Origin of the sequence: Nocardia abscessus, assembly GCF_015477775.1 — a bacterium.
GTDB classification, from domain to species: domain Bacteria; phylum Actinomycetota; class Actinomycetes; order Mycobacteriales; family Mycobacteriaceae; genus Nocardia; species Nocardia abscessus_A.
On sequence record NZ_JADLQO010000015.1, the window covers coordinates 99,840 to 117,920 of the forward strand.

Annotated in this window: 17 protein-coding genes; 4 read left to right on the forward strand and 13 right to left on the reverse strand. The window is 70.0% G+C overall.

Going from position 1 to position 18,081, the window contains the following annotated elements; translation table 11 throughout:
* The 7 genes from IU450_RS30430 to sucB all read right to left on the reverse strand — a co-directional run bounded on the left by IU450_RS30430 (window position 1) and on the right by sucB (window position 7,936).
* Entirely contained in the window at window positions 1-618 is a 618-nt protein-coding gene (locus IU450_RS30430; RefSeq protein WP_324197884.1) for a TetR/AcrR family transcriptional regulator, read from the reverse strand.
* Window positions 615-1,700, reverse strand: coding sequence for a saccharopine dehydrogenase (locus IU450_RS30435; protein ID WP_195153169.1), 1,086 nt, complete (start codon window positions 1,698-1,700; stop codon window positions 615-617). Before IU450_RS30435 ends, IU450_RS30430 begins: the two co-directional genes overlap by 4 nt.
* Before the next feature lie 552 nt (window positions 1,701-2,252).
* Window positions 2,253-3,293: a lipoyl synthase gene (lipA, locus tag IU450_RS30440; RefSeq protein WP_195153170.1), complete on the reverse strand. Its 1,041-nt coding sequence runs from the start codon at window positions 3,291-3,293 to the stop codon at window positions 2,253-2,255.
* A gap of 85 nt (window positions 3,294-3,378) precedes the next feature.
* Window positions 3,379-4,131 (reverse strand): lipoyl(octanoyl) transferase LipB, encoded by a 753-nt coding sequence (gene lipB, locus IU450_RS30445; RefSeq protein WP_195153171.1) that lies wholly within the window; start codon window positions 4,129-4,131, stop codon window positions 3,379-3,381.
* Window positions 4,132-4,684: 553 nt separating this feature from the next.
* Window positions 4,685-5,221, reverse strand: coding sequence for a GNAT family N-acetyltransferase (locus IU450_RS30450; protein WP_195153172.1), 537 nt, complete (start codon window positions 5,219-5,221; stop codon window positions 4,685-4,687).
* Window positions 5,218-6,126, reverse strand: a complete 909-nt coding sequence (locus tag IU450_RS30455) for a TIGR01777 family oxidoreductase (RefSeq protein WP_195153173.1) — start codon at window positions 6,124-6,126, stop codon at window positions 5,218-5,220. The genes IU450_RS30450 and IU450_RS30455 overlap by 4 nt, the downstream gene beginning before the upstream one ends.
* A gap of 19 nt (window positions 6,127-6,145) precedes the next feature.
* Entirely contained in the window at window positions 6,146-7,936 is a 1,791-nt protein-coding gene (gene sucB, locus IU450_RS30460; RefSeq protein ID WP_195153174.1) for a 2-oxoglutarate dehydrogenase, E2 component, dihydrolipoamide succinyltransferase, read from the reverse strand.
* A 259-nt stretch (window positions 7,937-8,195) separates the two neighbouring features.
* Between sucB and IU450_RS30465 the strand changes: the two genes are divergently transcribed.
* A complete protein-coding gene (locus IU450_RS30465; protein ID WP_195153175.1) occupies window positions 8,196-8,558 on the forward strand; it encodes an oxidoreductase in 363 nt (120 codons plus the stop codon).
* Between the two features lie 257 nt (window positions 8,559-8,815).
* On the opposite strand, the gene IU450_RS30470 is transcribed toward IU450_RS30465, so the two are convergent.
* Entirely contained in the window at window positions 8,816-10,327 is a 1,512-nt protein-coding gene (locus IU450_RS30470; RefSeq protein WP_195153176.1) for a leucyl aminopeptidase, read from the reverse strand.
* Between the two features lie 9 nt (window positions 10,328-10,336).
* A complete protein-coding gene (locus IU450_RS30475; RefSeq protein WP_195153177.1) occupies window positions 10,337-11,143 on the reverse strand; it encodes a TetR/AcrR family transcriptional regulator in 807 nt (268 codons plus the stop codon).
* Window positions 11,144-11,251: 108 nt separating this feature from the next.
* Here IU450_RS30475 and IU450_RS30480 point away from each other — a divergent pair, with 108 nt between their 5' ends.
* The 3 genes from IU450_RS30480 (at window position 11,252) to IU450_RS30490 (ending at window position 14,231) form a co-directional block, all read left to right on the forward strand.
* Window positions 11,252-11,857, forward strand: coding sequence for a GNAT family N-acetyltransferase (locus IU450_RS30480; RefSeq protein ID WP_195153178.1), 606 nt, complete (start codon window positions 11,252-11,254; stop codon window positions 11,855-11,857).
* Window positions 11,858-11,910: 53 nt separating this feature from the next.
* Window positions 11,911-13,011, forward strand: a complete 1,101-nt coding sequence (gene gcvT / locus IU450_RS30485) for a glycine cleavage system aminomethyltransferase GcvT (protein WP_195153179.1) — start codon at window positions 11,911-11,913, stop codon at window positions 13,009-13,011.
* Between the two features lie 122 nt (window positions 13,012-13,133).
* Window positions 13,134-14,231, forward strand: coding sequence for a branched-chain amino acid aminotransferase (locus IU450_RS30490; RefSeq protein WP_195153180.1), 1,098 nt, complete (start codon window positions 13,134-13,136; stop codon window positions 14,229-14,231).
* Window position 14,232: 1 nt separating this feature from the next.
* Here IU450_RS30490 and IU450_RS30495 read toward each other — a convergent pair whose 3' ends face one another.
* From IU450_RS30495 to cobU, 4 genes are all read right to left on the reverse strand, one after another.
* Window positions 14,233-14,946 (reverse strand): MBL fold metallo-hydrolase, encoded by a 714-nt coding sequence (locus IU450_RS30495; protein ID WP_195153181.1) that lies wholly within the window; start codon window positions 14,944-14,946, stop codon window positions 14,233-14,235.
* A gap of 133 nt (window positions 14,947-15,079) precedes the next feature.
* Window positions 15,080-15,835: an adenosylcobinamide-GDP ribazoletransferase gene (locus IU450_RS30500; RefSeq protein WP_195153182.1), complete on the reverse strand. Its 756-nt coding sequence runs from the start codon at window positions 15,833-15,835 to the stop codon at window positions 15,080-15,082.
* Between the two features lie 172 nt (window positions 15,836-16,007).
* Complete coding sequence (gene cobT, locus IU450_RS30505; RefSeq protein WP_195153183.1) at window positions 16,008-17,087, reverse strand: nicotinate-nucleotide--dimethylbenzimidazole phosphoribosyltransferase; 1,080 nt, start codon at window positions 17,085-17,087, stop codon at window positions 16,008-16,010.
* Between the two features lie 290 nt (window positions 17,088-17,377).
* Window positions 17,378-17,932, reverse strand: coding sequence for a bifunctional adenosylcobinamide kinase/adenosylcobinamide-phosphate guanylyltransferase (cobU, locus tag IU450_RS30510; RefSeq protein WP_195153184.1), 555 nt, complete (start codon window positions 17,930-17,932; stop codon window positions 17,378-17,380).
* Window positions 17,933-18,081: the final 149 nt, after the last annotated feature.

Here is an 18,081-nt window from a genome sequence, read left to right on the forward strand (position 1 = left end):
TCAGCGGTCCTGGGCCGGAGTGAGCAGGCCGACGGCGGTCGCGACGAGGGCTTTGTCGGTATCGGGATCGGGCGAGCCCGCGATGCCGGAGCGGAAGAGCGCGGCGCCTTCGATCAGCGCCGTGAAGAGGCGAGCGTTCGTCCGGCAGACTGCCTCGGGCGTTCGGGGGTTGTGATCGCGAATCAGATCGGCGACGTGCTCCTGGTAAGTCCCGTAGTACCCGCGCACCGCCTCGGCTATCGATTCGTCGCGAGCGGCGAGCGCCCATATCTCGGTGTAGATGCGCACCAGGCCGTGATCATCCTGCTCGGCGAGCAGCGTTCGAACCAGGTCGGAAAGGGGTTCGGCCGAATCGGCGCAGGCCAGTATGGGGGCGAGTCGCCGCAGGGACCGTTCGAGTGTGCGGTTCAAGACCGCGACGACGAGTTCGCTCCGGCCCGGAAAGTAGTACTGCAGGTGGCCCAGCCGTATCTCGCCTGCGGTAGCGACCGCGCGCATGGTCAGCTCGCCGTGCCCGGATTCGATCAGGATGCGTTCGGCGATGTCGAGGAGCTCGGTCCGGCGTCGAGTTCCCTTGCTGGTTCGTGGGCCGCGAGATCGAGCCTCGGGGGTGGTCACGCGGCTACGCCGTTCTCGGCTGAAGTCTCGATCCGCAGCGCGACACCGTGATTCGCCAGCATGGTCGGTACCTCGGCGGGGATGGGTGTCTGCTCCGGGAAGTGCACGCCGACACGGGTGGGTGCTGCGTCCAGCCCCAGGACGCGGCGGATTCCGAGCAGTGCGCCTACCGCCGTGAGGTGGGCTTGCCCGGAGGGATCGGTGACGAGCGCGCTACGGGTCAGCCCGTTGTGGGTGACATCGATGCGGAGTCGCGCGATGCCGCCCTCGCCCGGTGCGTAGAGCAATGTCCTCCGCGCGCCGGTGAAGCGATCGCCGCGTCCCCAGCGGAAGAAGCCGAGGCGCTTGACCGCGAGCAATGCTGAAGTTGTTGCGGTGGAATTGAATCCGATGCGCGTGGCCGCTGTAGCGGTGCCGAGCGTGAGCGGGAGGGTGAACTGTTCGGGGGTGTCGATACGGGCGACCCGGGTGACGTTGTCGCCGATACGAACTCGGCGGCTGTCGCTGAGCGGCATGATCGTGCGCCGTCGCCCGTCCTCGGTCACCTCGTAGTCCAGGCCGAGGCGGTCCATGAACTCGACGGAGTCGGCCCCGGCTCGGTCTCGCAGGTCCCAGCGGATCGCGACGTCGACGGTGTCGGCGCCGCCGAGCTCGTCGGCGAGATGGGCCGCGACCAGGCTGCTGACGCCGCCCATCCACGACGACGAGAGCAGGACCGGCGCGGTCGGGCCGAGCATCGCGGCAACGGTGGCGGCTCGTTGTAGCCGAGCGGTCCAGCGCGTGATGTCCACGAACGGCACTCCGCCCGCGATCGCAGCGCGCAGCACGCGGTCATCCGGGTCGTTGACCAGTCCGGCTACCGCTCGCACGTCGGCGCGGAAGGACGCCGGGTCGGATAGATCCCAGCTGCGCAACGCCGCCCCGGTTTCCGTGGCCAGTTCCCGGCCGCGCTCCGTGGCCCGGCCGGTGAGCAGCAGCGGCAGCGACGCAGCCGCCATCCGGGCCACCTCCGCGCCGACCACTCCGTAGCCGCCTACCAGAAGAACCGGGCCTTGTGCGTCGAACCGCAGCGCATCGTTCACGCTCTCAATATAGGTCAGATGACCTAAAATGGCGACGGGTGCCGCCCGCTACTCGAAATGGCGACGCTCGCCTCCGTGAGTTCGGGCGGAGTCGTCAAGCCGACGGCAGTGGGGACGAGGGCCGTGTGTCGGGCTGGCCTGCGATGCGGGAGCGATGAGCTCCGATTCTGGTTGGCGTTCCTGGAACGCGGCATTCCACTCATCGAACGTGGTTGCCGCGACCTCGCACTGCCCCGGATAGAACGCTCGTGGACGACTTGGCGTGGACGGGTGATCGAACCCTTGATCGCCCCTTCGACCGCCACGACTACGACGCCCTCGCCTGATCTCTGCCGGCGGTACCCGGCGCCGATCGCGAGACCGCGCTGGTAGCTGTCACCCGATCCGGCATCGCAAATAATTTGCCGCTGGCCGAGCACTGTCGTCCGGTAGATCTGGTCCGGGCATGGCAGGGTTTCGCCTGACGGGCACGAGAGATGTCGACGCGCAGACGAATCGGTCCTCGGGCACGCCGCGGGAAGGCGACGTGCGGAGGCTGGTTGACGCCCTCGGTCAGCTGCCGAAGCGGGCCAGCACCGAGCTGGCTTCCTGCGACGCTGTGCCTTCCTCGGCGAGATGAGCCATCTCCGAGGCGATCTCGCGACCGTGGTGGGCCATCGCCTGGGCGTACAGCCGACCCGCTCGGTAGGAGGAGCGGACCAGGGGACCGGCCATCACACCTGCGAAGCCCATTTCCTCGGCCGCCTTGGAGTGCTCGACGAACTCCTCCGGCTTCACCCAGCGGTCGACCGGGTGGTGGCGCGGGGACGGGCGCAGGTACTGGGTGATGGTGAGGATGTCGCAGCCCGCCTCGTGCAGGTCACGCATGGCCTGGGTGACTTCCTCGGGGGTTTCGCCCATGCCGAGGATGAGGTTGGACTTGGTGACCAGCCCGGCTTCGCGGGCGGCGGTGAGGACCGCGAGGGAGCGCTCGTAGCGGAAAGCCGGGCGGATGCGCTTGAAGATGCGGGGGACCGTTTCGAGGTTGTGCGCCAGCACTTCCGGGCGCGCGGAGAAGACCTCGGCGAGCTGGTCGGGGTCGGCGTTGAAGTCGGGGATCAACAGCTCCACGCCCGTGTGCGGGTTCAGACGCTTGATGGCGCGGACGGTTTCGGCGTAGAGCCAGGCGCCGCCATCTTCCAGGTCGTCGCGGGCGACGCCGGTGATGGTGGAGTAGCGCAGGCCCATGGCCTGGACGCTTTCGGCGACGCGGCGGGGCTCGTCACGATCGAGGGCGGCGGGCTTGCCGGTGTCGATCTGGCAGAAATCACACCGGCGGGTGCACTGTTCGCCGCCGATCAGGAAGGTGGCCTCGCGGTCTTCCCAGCATTCGAAGATGTTGGGGCAGCCCGCTTCCTCGCAGACGGTGTGCAGACCCTCGCGCTTCACCAAGCCTTTGAGTTCGGAGTACTCGGGGCCCATGGTGGCGCGGGTGCGGATCCACTTGGGTTTGCGCTCGATGGGGGTTTCCGCGTTGCGGGCTTCGATGCGCAAGAGCTTGCGGCCGTTCGCGGCACGAGCGTCGGGCCCGGAGGAGCTAGCCTGCGGAGCCACGGAGGGACCCGGGAGTGCCGCAGCAGGTTCGGCCGCGGCAGCGCTGTGTGGTGTCGGGGTGTCGACTGTGGTCACTCGATCGACCTTACGCCGTCGCGCTCGGGGGCTGCGGGGTGGTGTCACCAGGGATGACGCGCGCGATGTTGTGCTCGCGGACCGGCAGGTCGCCGTCGAGAGCGCGAACTATGGCGTCGGCCACCAGTGGCTTGATCTCGGCGACGGTTACGTCCCGGCCGAGCTCGCGGGTCAGGGTGGTGACGCCCGCGTCACGGATGCCGCACGGGACGATGGCCTGAAAGCCGTCCAAGGCGGAGTTGCAGTTGAACGAGATGCCGTGCAAGGCGACGCCGCGCTGCACGCGCACGCCGATCGCCGCGATCTTGCGTTCGGCGTAGAGCTCGGTGGCGGGCAGCCAGACGCCGGAGCGGCCCTCGACGCGGCCACAGATCACGCCCAAGTCGGTGCAGACGGCGATGAGCGCCTCTTCGAGGCGGCGCACGTAATTGACGACATCGACCGGCTCGGCCAGCCGCACGATCGGATAGCCGACGAGTTGGCCGGGACCGTGCCAGGTGATCTTGCCGCCGCGGTCGACCTGCACCACCGGGCTGCCATCGATCGGCAGATCCTCGGCCTCGGTGCGGCGGCCCGCGGTGTAGACCGAGGGGTGCTCGAGCAGCAGCAGATGATCGGATCCGTTGCCCTCGGCGCGCTGGTTGGCGATGGTGCGCTGCATGCCCCAGGCGGCGTGGTAGTCGATGAGTCCGAGATCCTCGACCACGATCGGGGTCGTATCGAATCGGGCGGACAGGGTGGTGCGCGTGTCGGTCACAGCCATGACGGTACGCCCCGGAGATCGGCCACTTCCAGCACCTCGATGTGGGAACCCCCACAGCCGGAGGGAAGTTGCCAAGAGAGAACTGGGAGATCTCGGCGATGCACTCCCCCCGGCACGGCCACACGCAATCATCGCCGAACGGCGAGTGGCACATGGCTGCGGCGAATCGCAAGTAGACCTCTTGGGGAGGTGCCACTCGCGGGGTATGCATCGGGACGGTCTCGCGCGCAGCGAGGTACGGAGCGAGCGTACGGTCTTGTGCCGATTGGCATAGTGCGTGGACCGGATCGAGGGCGTCGAGTGCCCGGTCGCCGTTCGTAGTGGGCTAGCGCGCTGCGGATCGGCCTCGCAGGGTACGAATCCCGGTCAGGCCTCGCGTCACGTGCTGAAACACCTATCGACCTCGAGACGGCACTTACGTAGGCAGATCGAGCCACCTTCGTTCGCCGACCGTCTTGTCGCACCGGAGTCCGTGGCGCTCGCCCCGCTGCGATGAGTTTTGCGGGATGCGAATGAGGTGTGCGAAGCGCGGCTGACGCCGGACCGCAGCGGTTCAGGCGACCTCGATAGGCAGTGTCAGTTGCATGAGGGTCAGGTCCATCCAACGGCCGAATTTGTGGCCCACTTCGGGGAGGACGCCGACGGTGTGGAAACCGAAGCGCTCGTGCAGAACGATCGAACCGGAGTTGCCGGATTCGATGGCGGCGATCATCGCGTGCACGGTACCGCCCCGGCGGGCACGGTCGATCAGCTCGGCGAGAAGGGCGGTGGCGATGCCGCGCCGGTGGAAGCGTTCGTCGACGTAGACGGAGTTCTCGACCGTGTAGCGGTAGCCCGATTTGGTGCGCCACGGGCCATAACTCGCGTAACCCGCCAGCTCGCCGTCGATCTCGGCGACCAGCACCGGCAGACCCGCGCCGGTGCGGGCACGGAACCAGCCGAGGCGCTCGTCCAAGCCGACCCGCTCGGTATCCCAGATCGCGGTGGACGTGGCGATATTCGCGTTGTGGATATCCAGGATCGCCGGAAGGTCCTCGGGCGTCGCGTCCCGGACGACGGTGGTGGGCCTGGTGTCGAGTCGGTCGGTCATCGAGCATCTCCGGGTCGTCCCACCGCGTCGGCCAGCGCGGCGCCGATGGTGGGATGGTGGAACTGGTAGCCCGCTTCCTCGAGGGCGGTGGGAATCGCCCTGGGCCCGCGCAGAATCGCCTCCTCCGCCATCTCGCCGACCAGCGCACGCAGCGCGAAGGCCGGGACCACGAGGGGAGTGGGACGATGCAGCGCCCGGCCCAGCGCGCGACTGAATTCGGCGTTGGTGACCGGTGCGGGGCCGACCACGTTGACCGGACCGGAGACCGTGTCGTGAGTGAGCGCGAAGACGATCGCGCCGATCTCGTCGGCCAGCGAGATCCACGGCGTGTACTGGCGGCCGTTGCCCAGCCGCCCGCCCAACCCGAGCGCGTACAGCGGGTGCAGCATGCCGAGCATGCCGCCGGCGCGGGACAGCACCACGGCGCTGCGCAACAGCACCGTGCGCACCCCGGCGGCCGCGGCGGGCGCGGTGGCTTTCTCCCAGTCCCGGCACAGGGTGGCCAGGAAACCCGTACCGGCGGGAGCGGTTTCGTCCACCACCCGATCGCCGGTGTCGCCGCCGTAGTAATGCACTCCGCTGGCGTTGAGCAACACGGGCACGCCCGCGGCGGCTACCGCTCCGGCCAGCACGTCGGTCGGCGTGATCCGGCTGTCGCGCAACTCCTGCTTGAAGCTGCCGGTCCAGCGGCGTCGGCCGACGCTCGCACCGCACAGGTTGACCACGGCGTCGGCGCCGCGAAGCGCCCGCTGGTCCAGATGGGCGCGGACCGGGTTCCAGGCGAATTCGTCCGGGCCCGCCGCTTTCCTGCGGACCAGCCGGGCGACCTGGTGCCCGTCGCGGCGCAGAGCCGCGACGAGCGCCGTCCCGATCAACCCGGACGAGCCGGCGATCACGACCTTCATACGTGCCGCGGGACCTTCCTCACAGGCCGAGGTCGGCCTCGAACGCCGCTTCCTCGAGGCGGTGCCGGATCGTGGTCAGGAAACGACCGGCGTCGGCGCCGTCGATCAGGCGGTGATCGTAGGTGAGCGGCAGGTAGCACATCGAGCGGACGCCGATGGACTCGTTGCCGGTCTCGTCGGTCACCACCACCGGGCGCTTGACGATCGCGCCCGTGCCGAGCATGCCCGCCTGCGGCGGAACCAGGATCGGGGTGTCGAACAGCGCGCCCTGGCTGCCGATGTTGGTGATGGTGAAGGTGCCGCCGGCCAGCTCGTCGGGCTTGAGGCCGCCGTTGCGGGCGCGATCGGCGATGTCGGCGATGGCGCGTGCCAGGCCGGCCAGCGAGAGATCGCTGGCGTTGTGGATCACGGGGGACAGCAGGCCCTGCTCGGTGTCGACGGCGATGCCGAGGTGTACCGAGGCGTGGTAGGTGATCTCCTTGCTGGACTCGTCGTAGCTGGCGTTGACGTTCGGGTGCACGCCCAGCGCCTCGACGACGGCCTTGGCGAAGAACGGCAGGAACGTCAGGTTGACGCCCTCACGCTCCTTGAACGTCGACTTGGCCTGCTTGCGCAGCGTGGCGATCTTGGTGACGTCGGCCTCGTGCACCTGGGTCAGCTGCGCGGTGGTCTGCAGCGACTCGCGGGTCTTGGTCGCGGTGATCTGGCGGATGCGGTTGGCCTTCTGCACCGTGCCGACCAGGTGGGCCAGCTGCGGGCGCGCCGCGGCGGGGGCGGCGGTGGGCGCCTTCGCGGCGGCCGGTGCCGACGCGGCCGGGGCGGCAGCGGGGGCGGGCGCCTTCTTCGCCTCGGCGGCGGCCAGCACGTCCTGCTTGCGGATGCGCCCGCCCACACCGGAACCGGTGACGCTCGAGAGGTCGATGTTGTTCTCTTCCGCCAGCTTGCGGACCAGCGGCGTGACGTACGGGGTTGCGCCGTTGGAGGATTCGGCGGCCGTGGCGGCGGGCGCCGGAGCCGGTTCGGGCTTGGGGGCCGGAGCAGGCGCGGGAGCGGGCGCAGGAGCAGGCGCGGCGGCAGCCGGAGCCGGTTCGGGCTTCGGCGCGGGCGCGGGCTCGGGCTTCGGGGCGGGCGCGGGCTCGGGCTTCGGGGCGGGCGCGGGGGCCGGGGCGGCGGCCGCAGGGGAACCGCTGCCGATCACGCCGAGCTGTCCGCCGACCGCGACGACGTCGTCTTCCTGGGCGGTGATCTCCAGCAGGGTGCCCGCGACGGGCGACGGGATCTCCGTGTCGACCTTGTCGGTGGAGACCTCGAGCAGCGGCTCGTCGACGGCGACCTCGTCGCCGACGGCCTTCAGCCAGCGGGTGACGGTGCCCTCGGTGACGGACTCGCCGAGTTCCGGCATCTTCACCGACGTCCCGTCTCCGGACGACGCGGGCGCGGCCTGGGCGGCGGGCGCGGACTCCTGGGCGGGAGCAGCCTCGGGCTCGGCCGCGGGCGCCTCCTCCGCGGGGGCTTCCTGCGCGGGCGCGGCGGCTTCCGGAGCGGGCGCGGGCGCGGACGAAGCCGCCTCACCGGGCTCGCTGATGACGCCGAGTTCGCCGCCGACCTCGACCACGTCGTCTTCGTTCGCGACGATCTTCGACAGCACACCCGCCGCGGGGGACGGGATTTCGGTGTCGACCTTATCGGTGGAGACTTCGAGCAGCGGCTCGTCGACCTCGACCGTGTCTCCTTCCTGCTTCAGCCACCTGGTCACCGTTCCCTCGGTGACGCTCTCACCAAGAGCGGGCATCTGGACGGAGAAGGCCATGTCCGTTGACTCCTCTGACTGCTCGACGGGGTTCTACAACAGTTGATCTCGCTGCGGACGCCCGCCGCGGGTCGCGCCGGGAGTCCGGAAGCCACCGATCATTGTGGTGGCACCGGAGATCCGTGTGGTTCTTGTACCGCGGTCCATCCTTGCACTCGTACGCAAGCCAGGTAGCACAGGGCGGCGAACTATACAGAGCTGGCAGTATGGGAAGACCGGCGGTGAACATTCTCCGGTGCAGGAAAGGAGGTCGGCGTCGTTGAGTTTGCTGGATCGTTTCCGAGGCGGCGCTGCTCGGGGTGGCGGCGTTCTACGTGGGGGTTCGGTGTCCGGGCAGGATGCCCGTTATCTCGCCGAGTGGGTGCGCACCCACGTGGGCGTCGAGGGCTACATCGAGCCGAAGACCACGGTGACAGATGTCACAGTCGTGCTTATTGCCGCTGATGGTGAATGGACGCGCCGGATCGTCGGCGAGCGCGGGGCGCAGCGGCTTGCCAAGGATTTGCACATCCCCGTCTACGACGTGCACAAGACCGGATATCCGCAGCGGATGCGCGACTACGACGCCCGGAAACGGGTGGAGCGGCAGCGCGAATTGGAACGGGATCTGTACGACCTCTGAGTCGTCGATATGTCCGTTCCGCCCGGTTCTCGCGCGGGCTCACAGGGCTCGCGCCGACGTGTGAGCCGCTCTCCGAACCGTAGGAGGCAGGCCGTCGTCCGACACGGGGCCCGGCACCCTTGCCGCAGATCGGTTCGGCGCGGGGAATCTCCGGCGGTCGCCTGATCACCACCGGTGAGCGCGCGGCCCTTCCGGTGCCGTCCCGGCGGGCCGAGCGCGTCGTCCGGGGATCGTGCCGGACGACGCACCCCGCGCGTTCACTCCGCGGCGATGTCCTGGAGCACGGCGATCAGCGTGCGGACCGGGACGCCGGTGCCGCCCTTGCCGATGTAGCCGAAGGGGCCGCCGGTGTTGTAGGCCGGACCGGCCACATCGAGGTGGGCCCACTGCACGTTCTCCGGCACGAACTCCTTGAGGAACAGCCCGGCCGAGAGCATGCCGCCCCAGCGGTGCGGCGCGACATTGGCCAGGTCGGCGATCTTGGAGTTCAGGTCGCCGCGCAGTTCCGCCGGAAGCGGCATGGCCCAGCCGTTCTCGCCCACCTCGCGGGAGATGCGCGCCACCCGGTCGCGGAATTCGTCGGTGCCCATCACGCCGGGCGTGCGGGTGCCGAGCGCGACCATCTGCGCTCCGGTCAGGGTCGCCACGTCGATCAGGTACTCCGGCTCGTCCTCGCTCGCCCGCACGATCGCGTCGGCGAGGATCAACCGGCCCTCGGCATCGGTGTTGAGCACCTCGACGGTGACGCCGCCGTACTGGGTGAGCACGTCGCCTGGGCGCTGCGCGGTGGCCGAGGGCATGTTCTCCGCCATCGGCACCGTGGCGGTGACGGTGATCGGCAGGCTCAGCCGGGCGGCCAGCAGCGTCGTCGCGATCACGGCGGCGGCGCCTGCCATGTCGGAGGTCATGTTCTCCATGTTCTGCGCGGGCTTGATGGAGATGCCGCCGGTGTCGAAGGTGATGCCCTTGCCGACCAGCGCGACCTTCTTCGGACCGCCCGCGTAGGTGATCCGGATCAGGCGCGGCGGGCGCGAGGAGCCCTTGCCCACGCCGAGCACGCCGCCGTAACCGCCCGCTTCCAGCGCCTTCTCGTCGAGCACCTCGACGGTGAGGCCCGCGGCCTCGGCCAGTCCCTGCGCGCGGGAGGCGAACTCGGCGGGGAACAGGTGGCTGGGCGGGGTGTTCACGAAATCCCGTGCGGTGGCGACGGCCTCGGCGGTGAGCTGCGCACGGAACAACGCCTCTTCGCCGAATCCCGGCTCGGGCACGAGCAACTCGACGCGGGCCACCGGGCGCTCGTCCGGCTTGGGCGCGGACTTGCCCGAGCGGAACGGCGTGAACGAGTAGGCGCCCAGGTAGAAGCCTTCCGCGGCGGCGCCGATGTCGAGTCCGGACAGCGTGGTCACGACCAGTTCGGTGCCGGACAGCGCGCGGGCGGCCACACCGGCCGAGCGGCGGATCTGCTCGGCGTCGAGTTTGTCGGCCGACCCCAGGCCGACGGCGAGGACGCTGGCCACCCCGTCCAGACCGGACGGCGCCGGGATGCGGGTCAGCTCCTCGGCCTTGCCCTTCGCCCCGACCGTGCCGAGCTGGTCGAGCAGTTCCCCGCGCAGTTCTGCGGTGAGCACGTCGCCGAACAGGTCCTCGGGCACGATGGCGGGGCCGTCCTCCGAGGAGGTCAGTCCGATGACGAGCACATCGGTGTCCGCGCCGATGGTCTCGGTGCGTGCCAGTTCCGGTCCGAGCGAGCGATCTGCAACAGCGGTCATTGGCACAGGCTATTCGCTCCGTTCCAGATGACGCACCGCGACGCCGTCGAGCAGGAGTTCCACCGAGGCGACGAGCAGGTCGTCGAAGTCCATCTCGAAACCGGAGTCCTGGTCGGTGAGCAGACGATGCAGCACGGGGCGGATCGCCGGGTCCAGCCACTCGGCGAGGTCGTGCTGCGGCGCGGTCGCCTCGGCGGCATCGCGCGGATCGCCGAAGCGGTCGACGCGCTCGGAACTCCACAGCAGCGCGAGTCCCTGGACCAGGCCCGACAGCGCGAGGTAGATCGTGAATCCGGTCCGCTGGGTGAGGCCGGGGCGGTCGAGAGCGGCGAAGTTTCGTTCCAGGACGTCCAGCAGCGCCGGGCCCAGCGGCGGGCGGGTGCGCGCCAGGAGCGGCAGCATCCACGGATGCCTTCGATAGAGGCGCCACTCCTCGTGCGCCTCGTGCCGCAATCGGGGCCGCCAGCCGGTGCGCTCGGCGGGCGGCGGTGGAATCTCGTCGAGTACCAGCTCGGCCATGCTCGCGAGCAGCGCTTCCCGGTCGGGGAAGTGGCGGTAGAGGGCGGCCGTCGCGACACCGAGCAAGCCCGCCAGGCGGCGCATGGTGAGGCCGTCGATCCCGTCGCGGTCGGCCAGCTCCACCGCCGCGCGGGTGATGCCGACGGCGGTGAGCCGCGTCGGGCGGGCGGCGCGGCGCACGGGGATCGCCGCGCGGCGGGCGCGGTAGGCGCGGGCCTGACAGGAACGGGAGCAGTACTTGCGCCGACGGCCGAGCGTCGGCTGGAGCAGTTCGTTCCGGCAGAGCGCACAGGTCATGAAGCTTCCATTTCGACACACGAACAGGTGTGACGAAATATTAGCGAGATGACTCTGACCTGCCTAGATTTGCGAACAAATACGGTGTTCACAAAGAAAGGGACGCGGATGGAGATCACCGCTCGCCGGGCCGGTGCGCAGGAGCGTGACGCGCTGATCGAGGCATTCGGCATCGCCAGTGCGGACGAGGTGGTGACCGCGTGGGTGCTCGAAGGCCAACCCGATGGGGGGTCCCGCACCGCGTTCGTGCCCGGTCTGGTCGACCGAGCATTGCGGGACGACGAGATCTGGGTCGCGGGCGCGGGTGCGGAGATCTGGTCCATGTCGATCTGGCAGCAGGTCACCTCGGTCGAGCGATTCGCCGCCGAAGCCGCCGAGACGCGAGCCATGGCGCAGCAGGCTCCCGGCGTGCGCGTGCTCCAGCGGCTGGAGATGGTCACGGGCTTGCTGGCCCGGGAACACCCCCGCGAGTTCCCGCACCGGTACCTGCAAGTGATCGTCACGGTGCCGGAGCACCGCGGCAAAGGAGCCGGTGCGGCGATTCTCGCCGACCGGCTGAAAGCGGCCTCCGAAGCGGGCGTTCCGGCGTTTCTCGAGGCGAGCACCGAACGATCCGCCCGGCTCTACCGCCGCTGCGGATTCGCCGCGACCGGAAAGACCCACACCCTGCCGGACAACGGCCCGACCCTGATCCCGATGTGGTTCCGGCCTTGACGCGGGGCGAGGACCACGGCTCGGACGCCGTGGTCGGCGGATAAGCTCGGCTGGTGACCGAGACGAGCCTTCTGCAAGGACCCATCCACGCCGTGCACGTCGAGCTGGGCGCCACCTTCGCGCCCTTCGGCGGCTGGGAGATGCCGGTGTCCTACGCGGGCACGGTGACCGAGCACCAGGCGGTTCGCACGGCGGTGGGCCTGTTCGACGTCAGTCATCTCGGCAAGGCGGCGGTGCGTGGCCCCGGCGCCGCGGCGTACGTGAACTCGGCGCTCACCAACGATCTCGGCCGCATCCAGGCGGGCAAGGCGCAGTACACGCTGTGCTGTGCTCCCGACGGGGGAGTGATCGACGACCTGATCGCCTACTACGTCGGCGACGACGAGATCTTCCTGGTGCCGAACGCCGCCAACACCGCGGCGGTCGTGGCGGAACTGCGCAAGGCCGCGCCCGACGGCGTGACCGTCACCGACGAACACCGCGACTACGCCGTGTTCGCCGTGCAGGGCCCGCGCTCCACCGAGGTGCTGACCGCGCTCGGCCTGCCCACCGACCTCGAGTACATGGCCTATGCCGACGCCGTGTGGGACGGCCGGCCGGTCCGCGTCTGCCGCACCGGCTACACCGGCGAACACGGCTACGAGTTGCTGCCGCGCTGGGACGACGCCGAACCGCTGTTCGGCGCCTTGGTCGAGCGGGTGCGCGCCGCCGAAGGCCAGGTAGCCGGGCTCGGCGCCCGCGACACCCTGCGTACCGAGATGGGCTATCCCTTGCACGGGCACGAACTCTCGCCTGCGATCTCCCCGGTGCAGGCGCGCTGCGGGTGGGCGGTCGGCTGGAAGAAGCCGGAGTTCTGGGGCAAGGCCGCTCTGGAACAGGAGAAGTCGGAGGGTCCGCGCCGAATCCTGCTCGGCCTGAAGGCACTCGACCGCGGTGTACTCCGGCAAGGGCAAACCGTGCTGCGGGGCGGGGAACCGGTCGGCGAAACCACTTCCGGCACCTTCTCGCCCACCCTCAAGGTCGGCATCGCGCTGGCCCTGCTGGACACCTCCGCCGACATCGAACCCGGTACCGAGGTGGAGGTCGACGTTCGCGGCCGCCGCCTGCGCTGCGAAACCGTGCGCCCACCTTTCGTCCGCACCAACACCAAGTGACTCCGGCCGCTACCCGCCGCGCCGCTCGGGTGATCGGCCGTGGTCTGCGCCGGGTGCCTCGGGGGACCAGGGGCGCGGACCGTGGCGGAATCGCCGGAATCGCGCCCGATAGGATCGTCGCCATGACCGCTGCCGCACAGTTCACCCGTGTTCCGCATCCCGCGCCACTCGCGGCGCAGCGGCGACAAGAGGTACTGGCGGAGCCGGGGTTCGGGCGGTACTTCACCGACCACATGGTCTCGATCGATTACGTCGGCGGCACGTGGACCAACGCGCGGGTGGAGCCGTACGGCCCGCTGGCGTTGGATCCCGCGACCATGGTGTTCCACTACGGCCAGGCCATCTTCGAGGGGCTCAAGGCCTACCGTCAGGGTGACGGCAGTGTCTCCTGCTTCCGGATCGATGCCAACGCCGCACGTTTCCGCAGGTCGGCTCGCCGTATGGCGATGGCGGAACTGCCCGACGAGCTGTTCATCGAGTCGGTGCGCCAACTGCTCGAGGTGGACCGGGACTGGGTGCCCGCGGCGGGCGGCGAGGAATCGCTGTACCTGCGGCCGTTCATGTTCGCCACCGAGGCCGGGCTCGGTGTGAAGCCCGCCGCGGAGTACAAGTACCTGTTGCTCGGTTCCCCGGCGGGAGCGTACTTCCCGCGCGGTGTGAAGCCGGTGCGGGTCTGGCTGTCCACCGAGTACGTGCGCGCCGCGCCGGGCGGCACCGGCGAGGCGAAGGTCGCGGGCAATTACGCCGCTTCGCTGCTGGCTCAGGCCGAGGCAACGGCCAAGGGATGCGATCAGGTGGTGTGGCTGGACGCGTGTGAGCGCCGCTACGTCGAGGAAATGGGCACCAACAACCTGTTCTTCGTCTTCGGGTCCGGTTCCGAGGCGCGGCTGGTCACGCCGGAGCTGTCCGGCTCGTTGCTGCCGGGCATCACTCGCGATTCGCTGCTCACCCTTGCCGCCGATTCCGGCTTCCCCGTCGAGGAGCGCAAGATCTCGGTCGAGGAATGGCGCAAGGGCGCCGAATCCGGTGAGATCACCGAGGTTTTCGCCTGCGGGACTGCCGCGGTGATCACCCCGGTCGGCTGGGTCCGTTCCGGTACGGGCGAGTTCACCATCGGCGGCGGAGAGCCCGGCGCGGTCACCATGGCTCTGCGCGACACCCTCACCGGCATCCAGCGCGGCACGTTCGCCGACAAGCACGGCTGGATGCGGGGTATGTGACTCAGCCAGGCATCAGCATGTGCCACTGCTCCAGCGTCCGCGGGCGCATGACGTAGTTTTTGTCCCGGACAGTGGAGAGTGCGGCGCTGGGTTCCTGCGAATACCAGTGGCCCGGGTAGACGACCGGGTCGCCGGCGAGTCCGGCCAGGTAGCGCAGGCTGCGGAACATTTCGTCCGAATCGCCGCCGGGGAAATCGGTGCGGCCGCAGCCGTCGACGAACAGGGTGTCGCCTGCGATCAGGCGGTTGTCGAACAGGAAGCACTGGCTGCCCGGAGTGTGTCCGGGCGTGTGTAGTAACTCGATGTCGAAGGCCCCGACGGTGACCTTGTCGCCGTGCTCGTGACCGGTCAGCTCGCTTTCGGCGATACCGGTGACATCGGCCACCCATGGCAGCTCTGTGACGTTGACATGCACTGGGACGCTTGTCTTTTCGAGGAGCTCGCGCACGCCGCGCAGGGTGAAGCCGAGCATCGTCCCGCCCACGTGATCGGGGTGGTGATGGGTGGCGAGCACGCCGCTGAGCCGCAGACCGTCTCCCTCGGCGATGTCCACCAGATCACCCGCCGCGTAGGCCGGATCGATCACCACGCACTCGCCCGTTTCCCGATCGCCGATCAGATACGCGAAATTGCGCATCTGCGTCGCGATCGGATCGCCCACGGCGTAGTCGCGTCCCGACAACAGCTGGCGAAAATACAGGCGCTCAGAAGACATACCGCCCACCTTATTGCCCGACCCAGACGATCCGCGCGCCGCGGCCGGAAAAATTCCAGTGACCCAGACTCTCGGGCGGTTCCGAACCGGTCCCATGCTCGAGTGGGCATGCCGAGCAGGCGCCGCGAGCAGGTCAGCCGGGCTGGACGGCGAGGGACAGCACGACCGCCGTGAGCGCCACGGCGGTCTCGACAGCGGCGCCGAGGACGTCACCGGAAAGTCCGCCGAAGCGGCGGGCGCAGTGCCGGACCAGGATCGCCGAGGCGGCCAGGCCGAACATCACGGCGAGGGGGCCGAGCCACGGGCAGCCGGGGACGGCGAAAACGGCGAGGGCGACGGCAGCCACCGGCCAGCACACCGCGGCCACAGCCGATTGCGTGCCCGCGACCAGAACGCCGAACCCGGTGCCCGGCGCGGCGGGAATACCCCGGCAGGCCAGAATCACCGTGACACGGCCGGTCGCCACGGCGAGGGCCACCGCGAGCCATCTGCCCGAATCGGCCAGGGACGCGAACGAAAACGCTTGCACCCCAATGGTGAACGTGAGACCCGCGACGCCGAAAGGACCGGCCCCGCCGCTTTTCATGATCTGCCTGGCCCGCTCGGGCGGCCCGTAGCTGCCGAGCCCGTCCAAGGTGTCGGCCAGGCCGTCCAGGTGCATACCCCTGGTGATCAACGCCAGTGCGCCGACCACCAGCAGCCCGGCCAGCGAAGCGCTCGTTCCGGCCCGGGTCAGCGCCCAGAGCAGGCCCGCGGCCCCCGCGCCGAGTAGCGCGCCGACCAGCGGCGCCAACAGGATCGCGCGGCCCGCCGCCGAGCGATCCACGGCCTCCGGCCCCCGGACCGGCAGCACCGTGAGCCAGGAAATCGCCAACCGAACCCCGTTCACGCCGATCCTCGATCGGCAGGCGGCACTCGGCGCGTCTTGCCGGGGCTTCGAGAGGTGATGGCGGGGCCGTGGTAGTTCAGCGGCCCGCCCGCCGTGAGGCCGAAATACTCCGGAGCCCGCCCCGCACCCGGCGTCGACGGGTGGGGGAATACGGCGCAGGAGCGGGAAGACTTCACTTGCGCAGGCTCGGGGCGGGGGTTGCCGGTTCGGGTTCCGCGGTGCTGACGCCCGCCTCGGCGAAGGTGGACATCTCCGCGAGAGTCGCCACCGCCGAGCGGAGGATGGGAAGGGCGGTCAGGGCGCCGGAACCTTCGCCGAGGCGCATGGTCAGGTCGACCAAGGGTTCGAGTCGCAGGTGTCGCAGCGCGAGGTCGTGCGCCGGTTCGGTGGATCGGTGACCGGCCAGCCACCAGGCGCTCGCGCCCGCGGCGAGGTCTTCGGCGACCATCGCCGCGGCCGTCACGACGACACCGTCGAGGATGACGGGCGTGCGCCGGGTGGCGGCCTGGGCGAGGAACGCGGCCATCGCGGCGAAGTCGGCGCCGCCTGCCACCCGAAGGAGCTCGACCGGGTCCTTCACCACCGGGCGGGCGCGGCGCATCGCATCACGGATAGCGGCGACCTTGCGGATCCATCCGGCGTCGTCCACGCCGGTGCCCCGGCCCACCGCGGCGACCGGTTCGGTATCGGTGAGGCTGGCGATGAGCACCGTGGCCGGAGTGGTGTTGCCGATGCCCATGTCACCCGCGATCAGCAGGTCGGCGCCCGCGTCGATCTCCTCGTCGGCGATGGCACGGCCCGCGGCGAGCGCCGACTCGACCTCTGCGGCGGTGAGCGCGTCTTCGCGATCGATCGACCCGCTGGAGCGGCGCACCTTGTGCTCGGAAACCTGCGGCTCGGTGTCGGCGTCGACGCAGAGATCGGCGACCCGGACGGTCGCGCCCGCCACGGCCGCGAGCGCGTTCACCGCGGCCCCGCCGCCCAGGAAGTTCGCCACCATCTGCGCGGTGACCTCGCTCGGATACGCCGACACCCCGTGCCGCGCGACGCCGTGATCCCCGGCGAACACCACCACCCGGGCGCGCTCGAACTGCGCGGGCGGGCATGCGCCCTGACAGGCCGCCACCCAGTTACCGAGTTGCTCCAGTCGGCCCAGTGCCCCATGGGGTTTGGTCAGCTGCGCCTGCCGCTGCTCGGCCGCCGCACGAAACTGTGCGTCCGGAGGCGCTACCGGTCCGAATCCGTGCGTCACTATCGAGCCTTTCGGTCATGGCGGTTCCGCCGACTACGCCGCCCAATCTTGCCATTGCCCCGCCGGGGCGTCGGCCGGATGTCCGGCCCCGCCGCACCCGCTCGGCAGCGCCGCCGGGTCCGCGAGCCCGCTCGATGGCTTGCTTCGCCACCGCGCGAGATGGGTGCGGGCGGACCTGGCCTCGACGCTCGACGAGCGGGTCGGTGGGAGACGACGGCGATCGGCCGAGTTCGCGGGTCGGTTCGGCCCCTCCAATGGCAGGCAGGTTCGAGGGGCGTTGCACGCGGCTGCTATTTGAGCCGGAGCGGAAGACCGGCGATGACGAAGAACGCTTCGTCGCAGACCTGGGCCAGGCGCTGGTTGAGGGTGCCGACCTCGTCGCGGAAGAGGCGGCCGGAGCGCGTGGCGGGGATGACGCCCATGCCGACCTCCGGGCTGACGATCACGAGATCGCCGGTATAGGCGGCGACGGCCGCCACCAGCGCGTCGGTGTCGGGGGAGACCGTGCCGCGTGGGGCTTCCCAGGCCTCGCGCGCGTCGATGCGGGCCGTGAGCCAGGTGCCGATGTCATCGATCAGGGTGCAGGCCGAAGGCGCGGGTTCGGTGAGAATCGTTGCCGGATCGGCGCTTTCGATGGTCGACCAGCCCGCCGGGCGTCGGCCGCGGTGCTTGGCGATGCGCTCGGCGAAATCATGGTCGTCGGGGTCGGGCACCGCGGTGGCGAGATAGCGCACCGGGCCTCCCGCCCGCACCGCAAGGTCCTCCGCGAACGCCGACTTCCCGGATCGCGCGCCACCGAGAACGAGGGTGCTTCGTGGCGCTGCCGATGCGGGACTTTGTGACACGGGTGCACGCTATCAACCGAACAGCCAACCCCTTTACGTCTGCCGCGCCACCTCGCCCCGGCGTGCCGCCATCACTCGCGGATTTCCGTGACACTTGCCCCCTGGTGTCGTGGCAGCTCTGAACGGGACGCCGCGGGGCCGACCCCTCA

What these genes read in the sequence shown, in the direction of transcription:
- lipB (WP_195153171.1), bottom strand. Translation starts at nt 4,131, where the DNA reads ATGGCTGTGACCGACACGCGCACCACCCTGTCCGCCCGATTCGATACG.
- IU450_RS30450 (WP_195153172.1), bottom strand. Translation starts at nt 5,221, where the DNA reads ATGACCGACCGACTCGACACCAGGCCCACCACCGTCGTCCGGGACGCG.
- IU450_RS30455 (WP_195153173.1), bottom strand. Translation starts at nt 6,126, where the DNA reads ATGAAGGTCGTGATCGCCGGCTCGTCCGGGTTGATCGGGACGGCGCTC.
- sucB (WP_195153174.1), bottom strand. Translation starts at nt 7,936, where the DNA reads ATGGCCTTCTCCGTCCAGATGCCCGCTCTTGGTGAGAGCGTCACCGAG.
- IU450_RS30470 (WP_195153176.1), bottom strand. Translation starts at nt 10,327, where the DNA reads ATGACCGCTGTTGCAGATCGCTCGCTCGGACCGGAACTGGCACGCACC.
- IU450_RS30475 (WP_195153177.1), bottom strand. Translation starts at nt 11,143, where the DNA reads ATGACCTGTGCGCTCTGCCGGAACGAACTGCTCCAGCCGACGCTCGGC.
- IU450_RS30480 (WP_195153178.1), top strand. Translation starts at nt 11,252, where the DNA reads ATGGAGATCACCGCTCGCCGGGCCGGTGCGCAGGAGCGTGACGCGCTG.
- IU450_RS30490 (WP_195153180.1), top strand. Translation starts at nt 13,134, where the DNA reads ATGACCGCTGCCGCACAGTTCACCCGTGTTCCGCATCCCGCGCCACTC.
- IU450_RS30495 (WP_195153181.1), bottom strand. Translation starts at nt 14,946, where the DNA reads ATGTCTTCTGAGCGCCTGTATTTTCGCCAGCTGTTGTCGGGACGCGAC.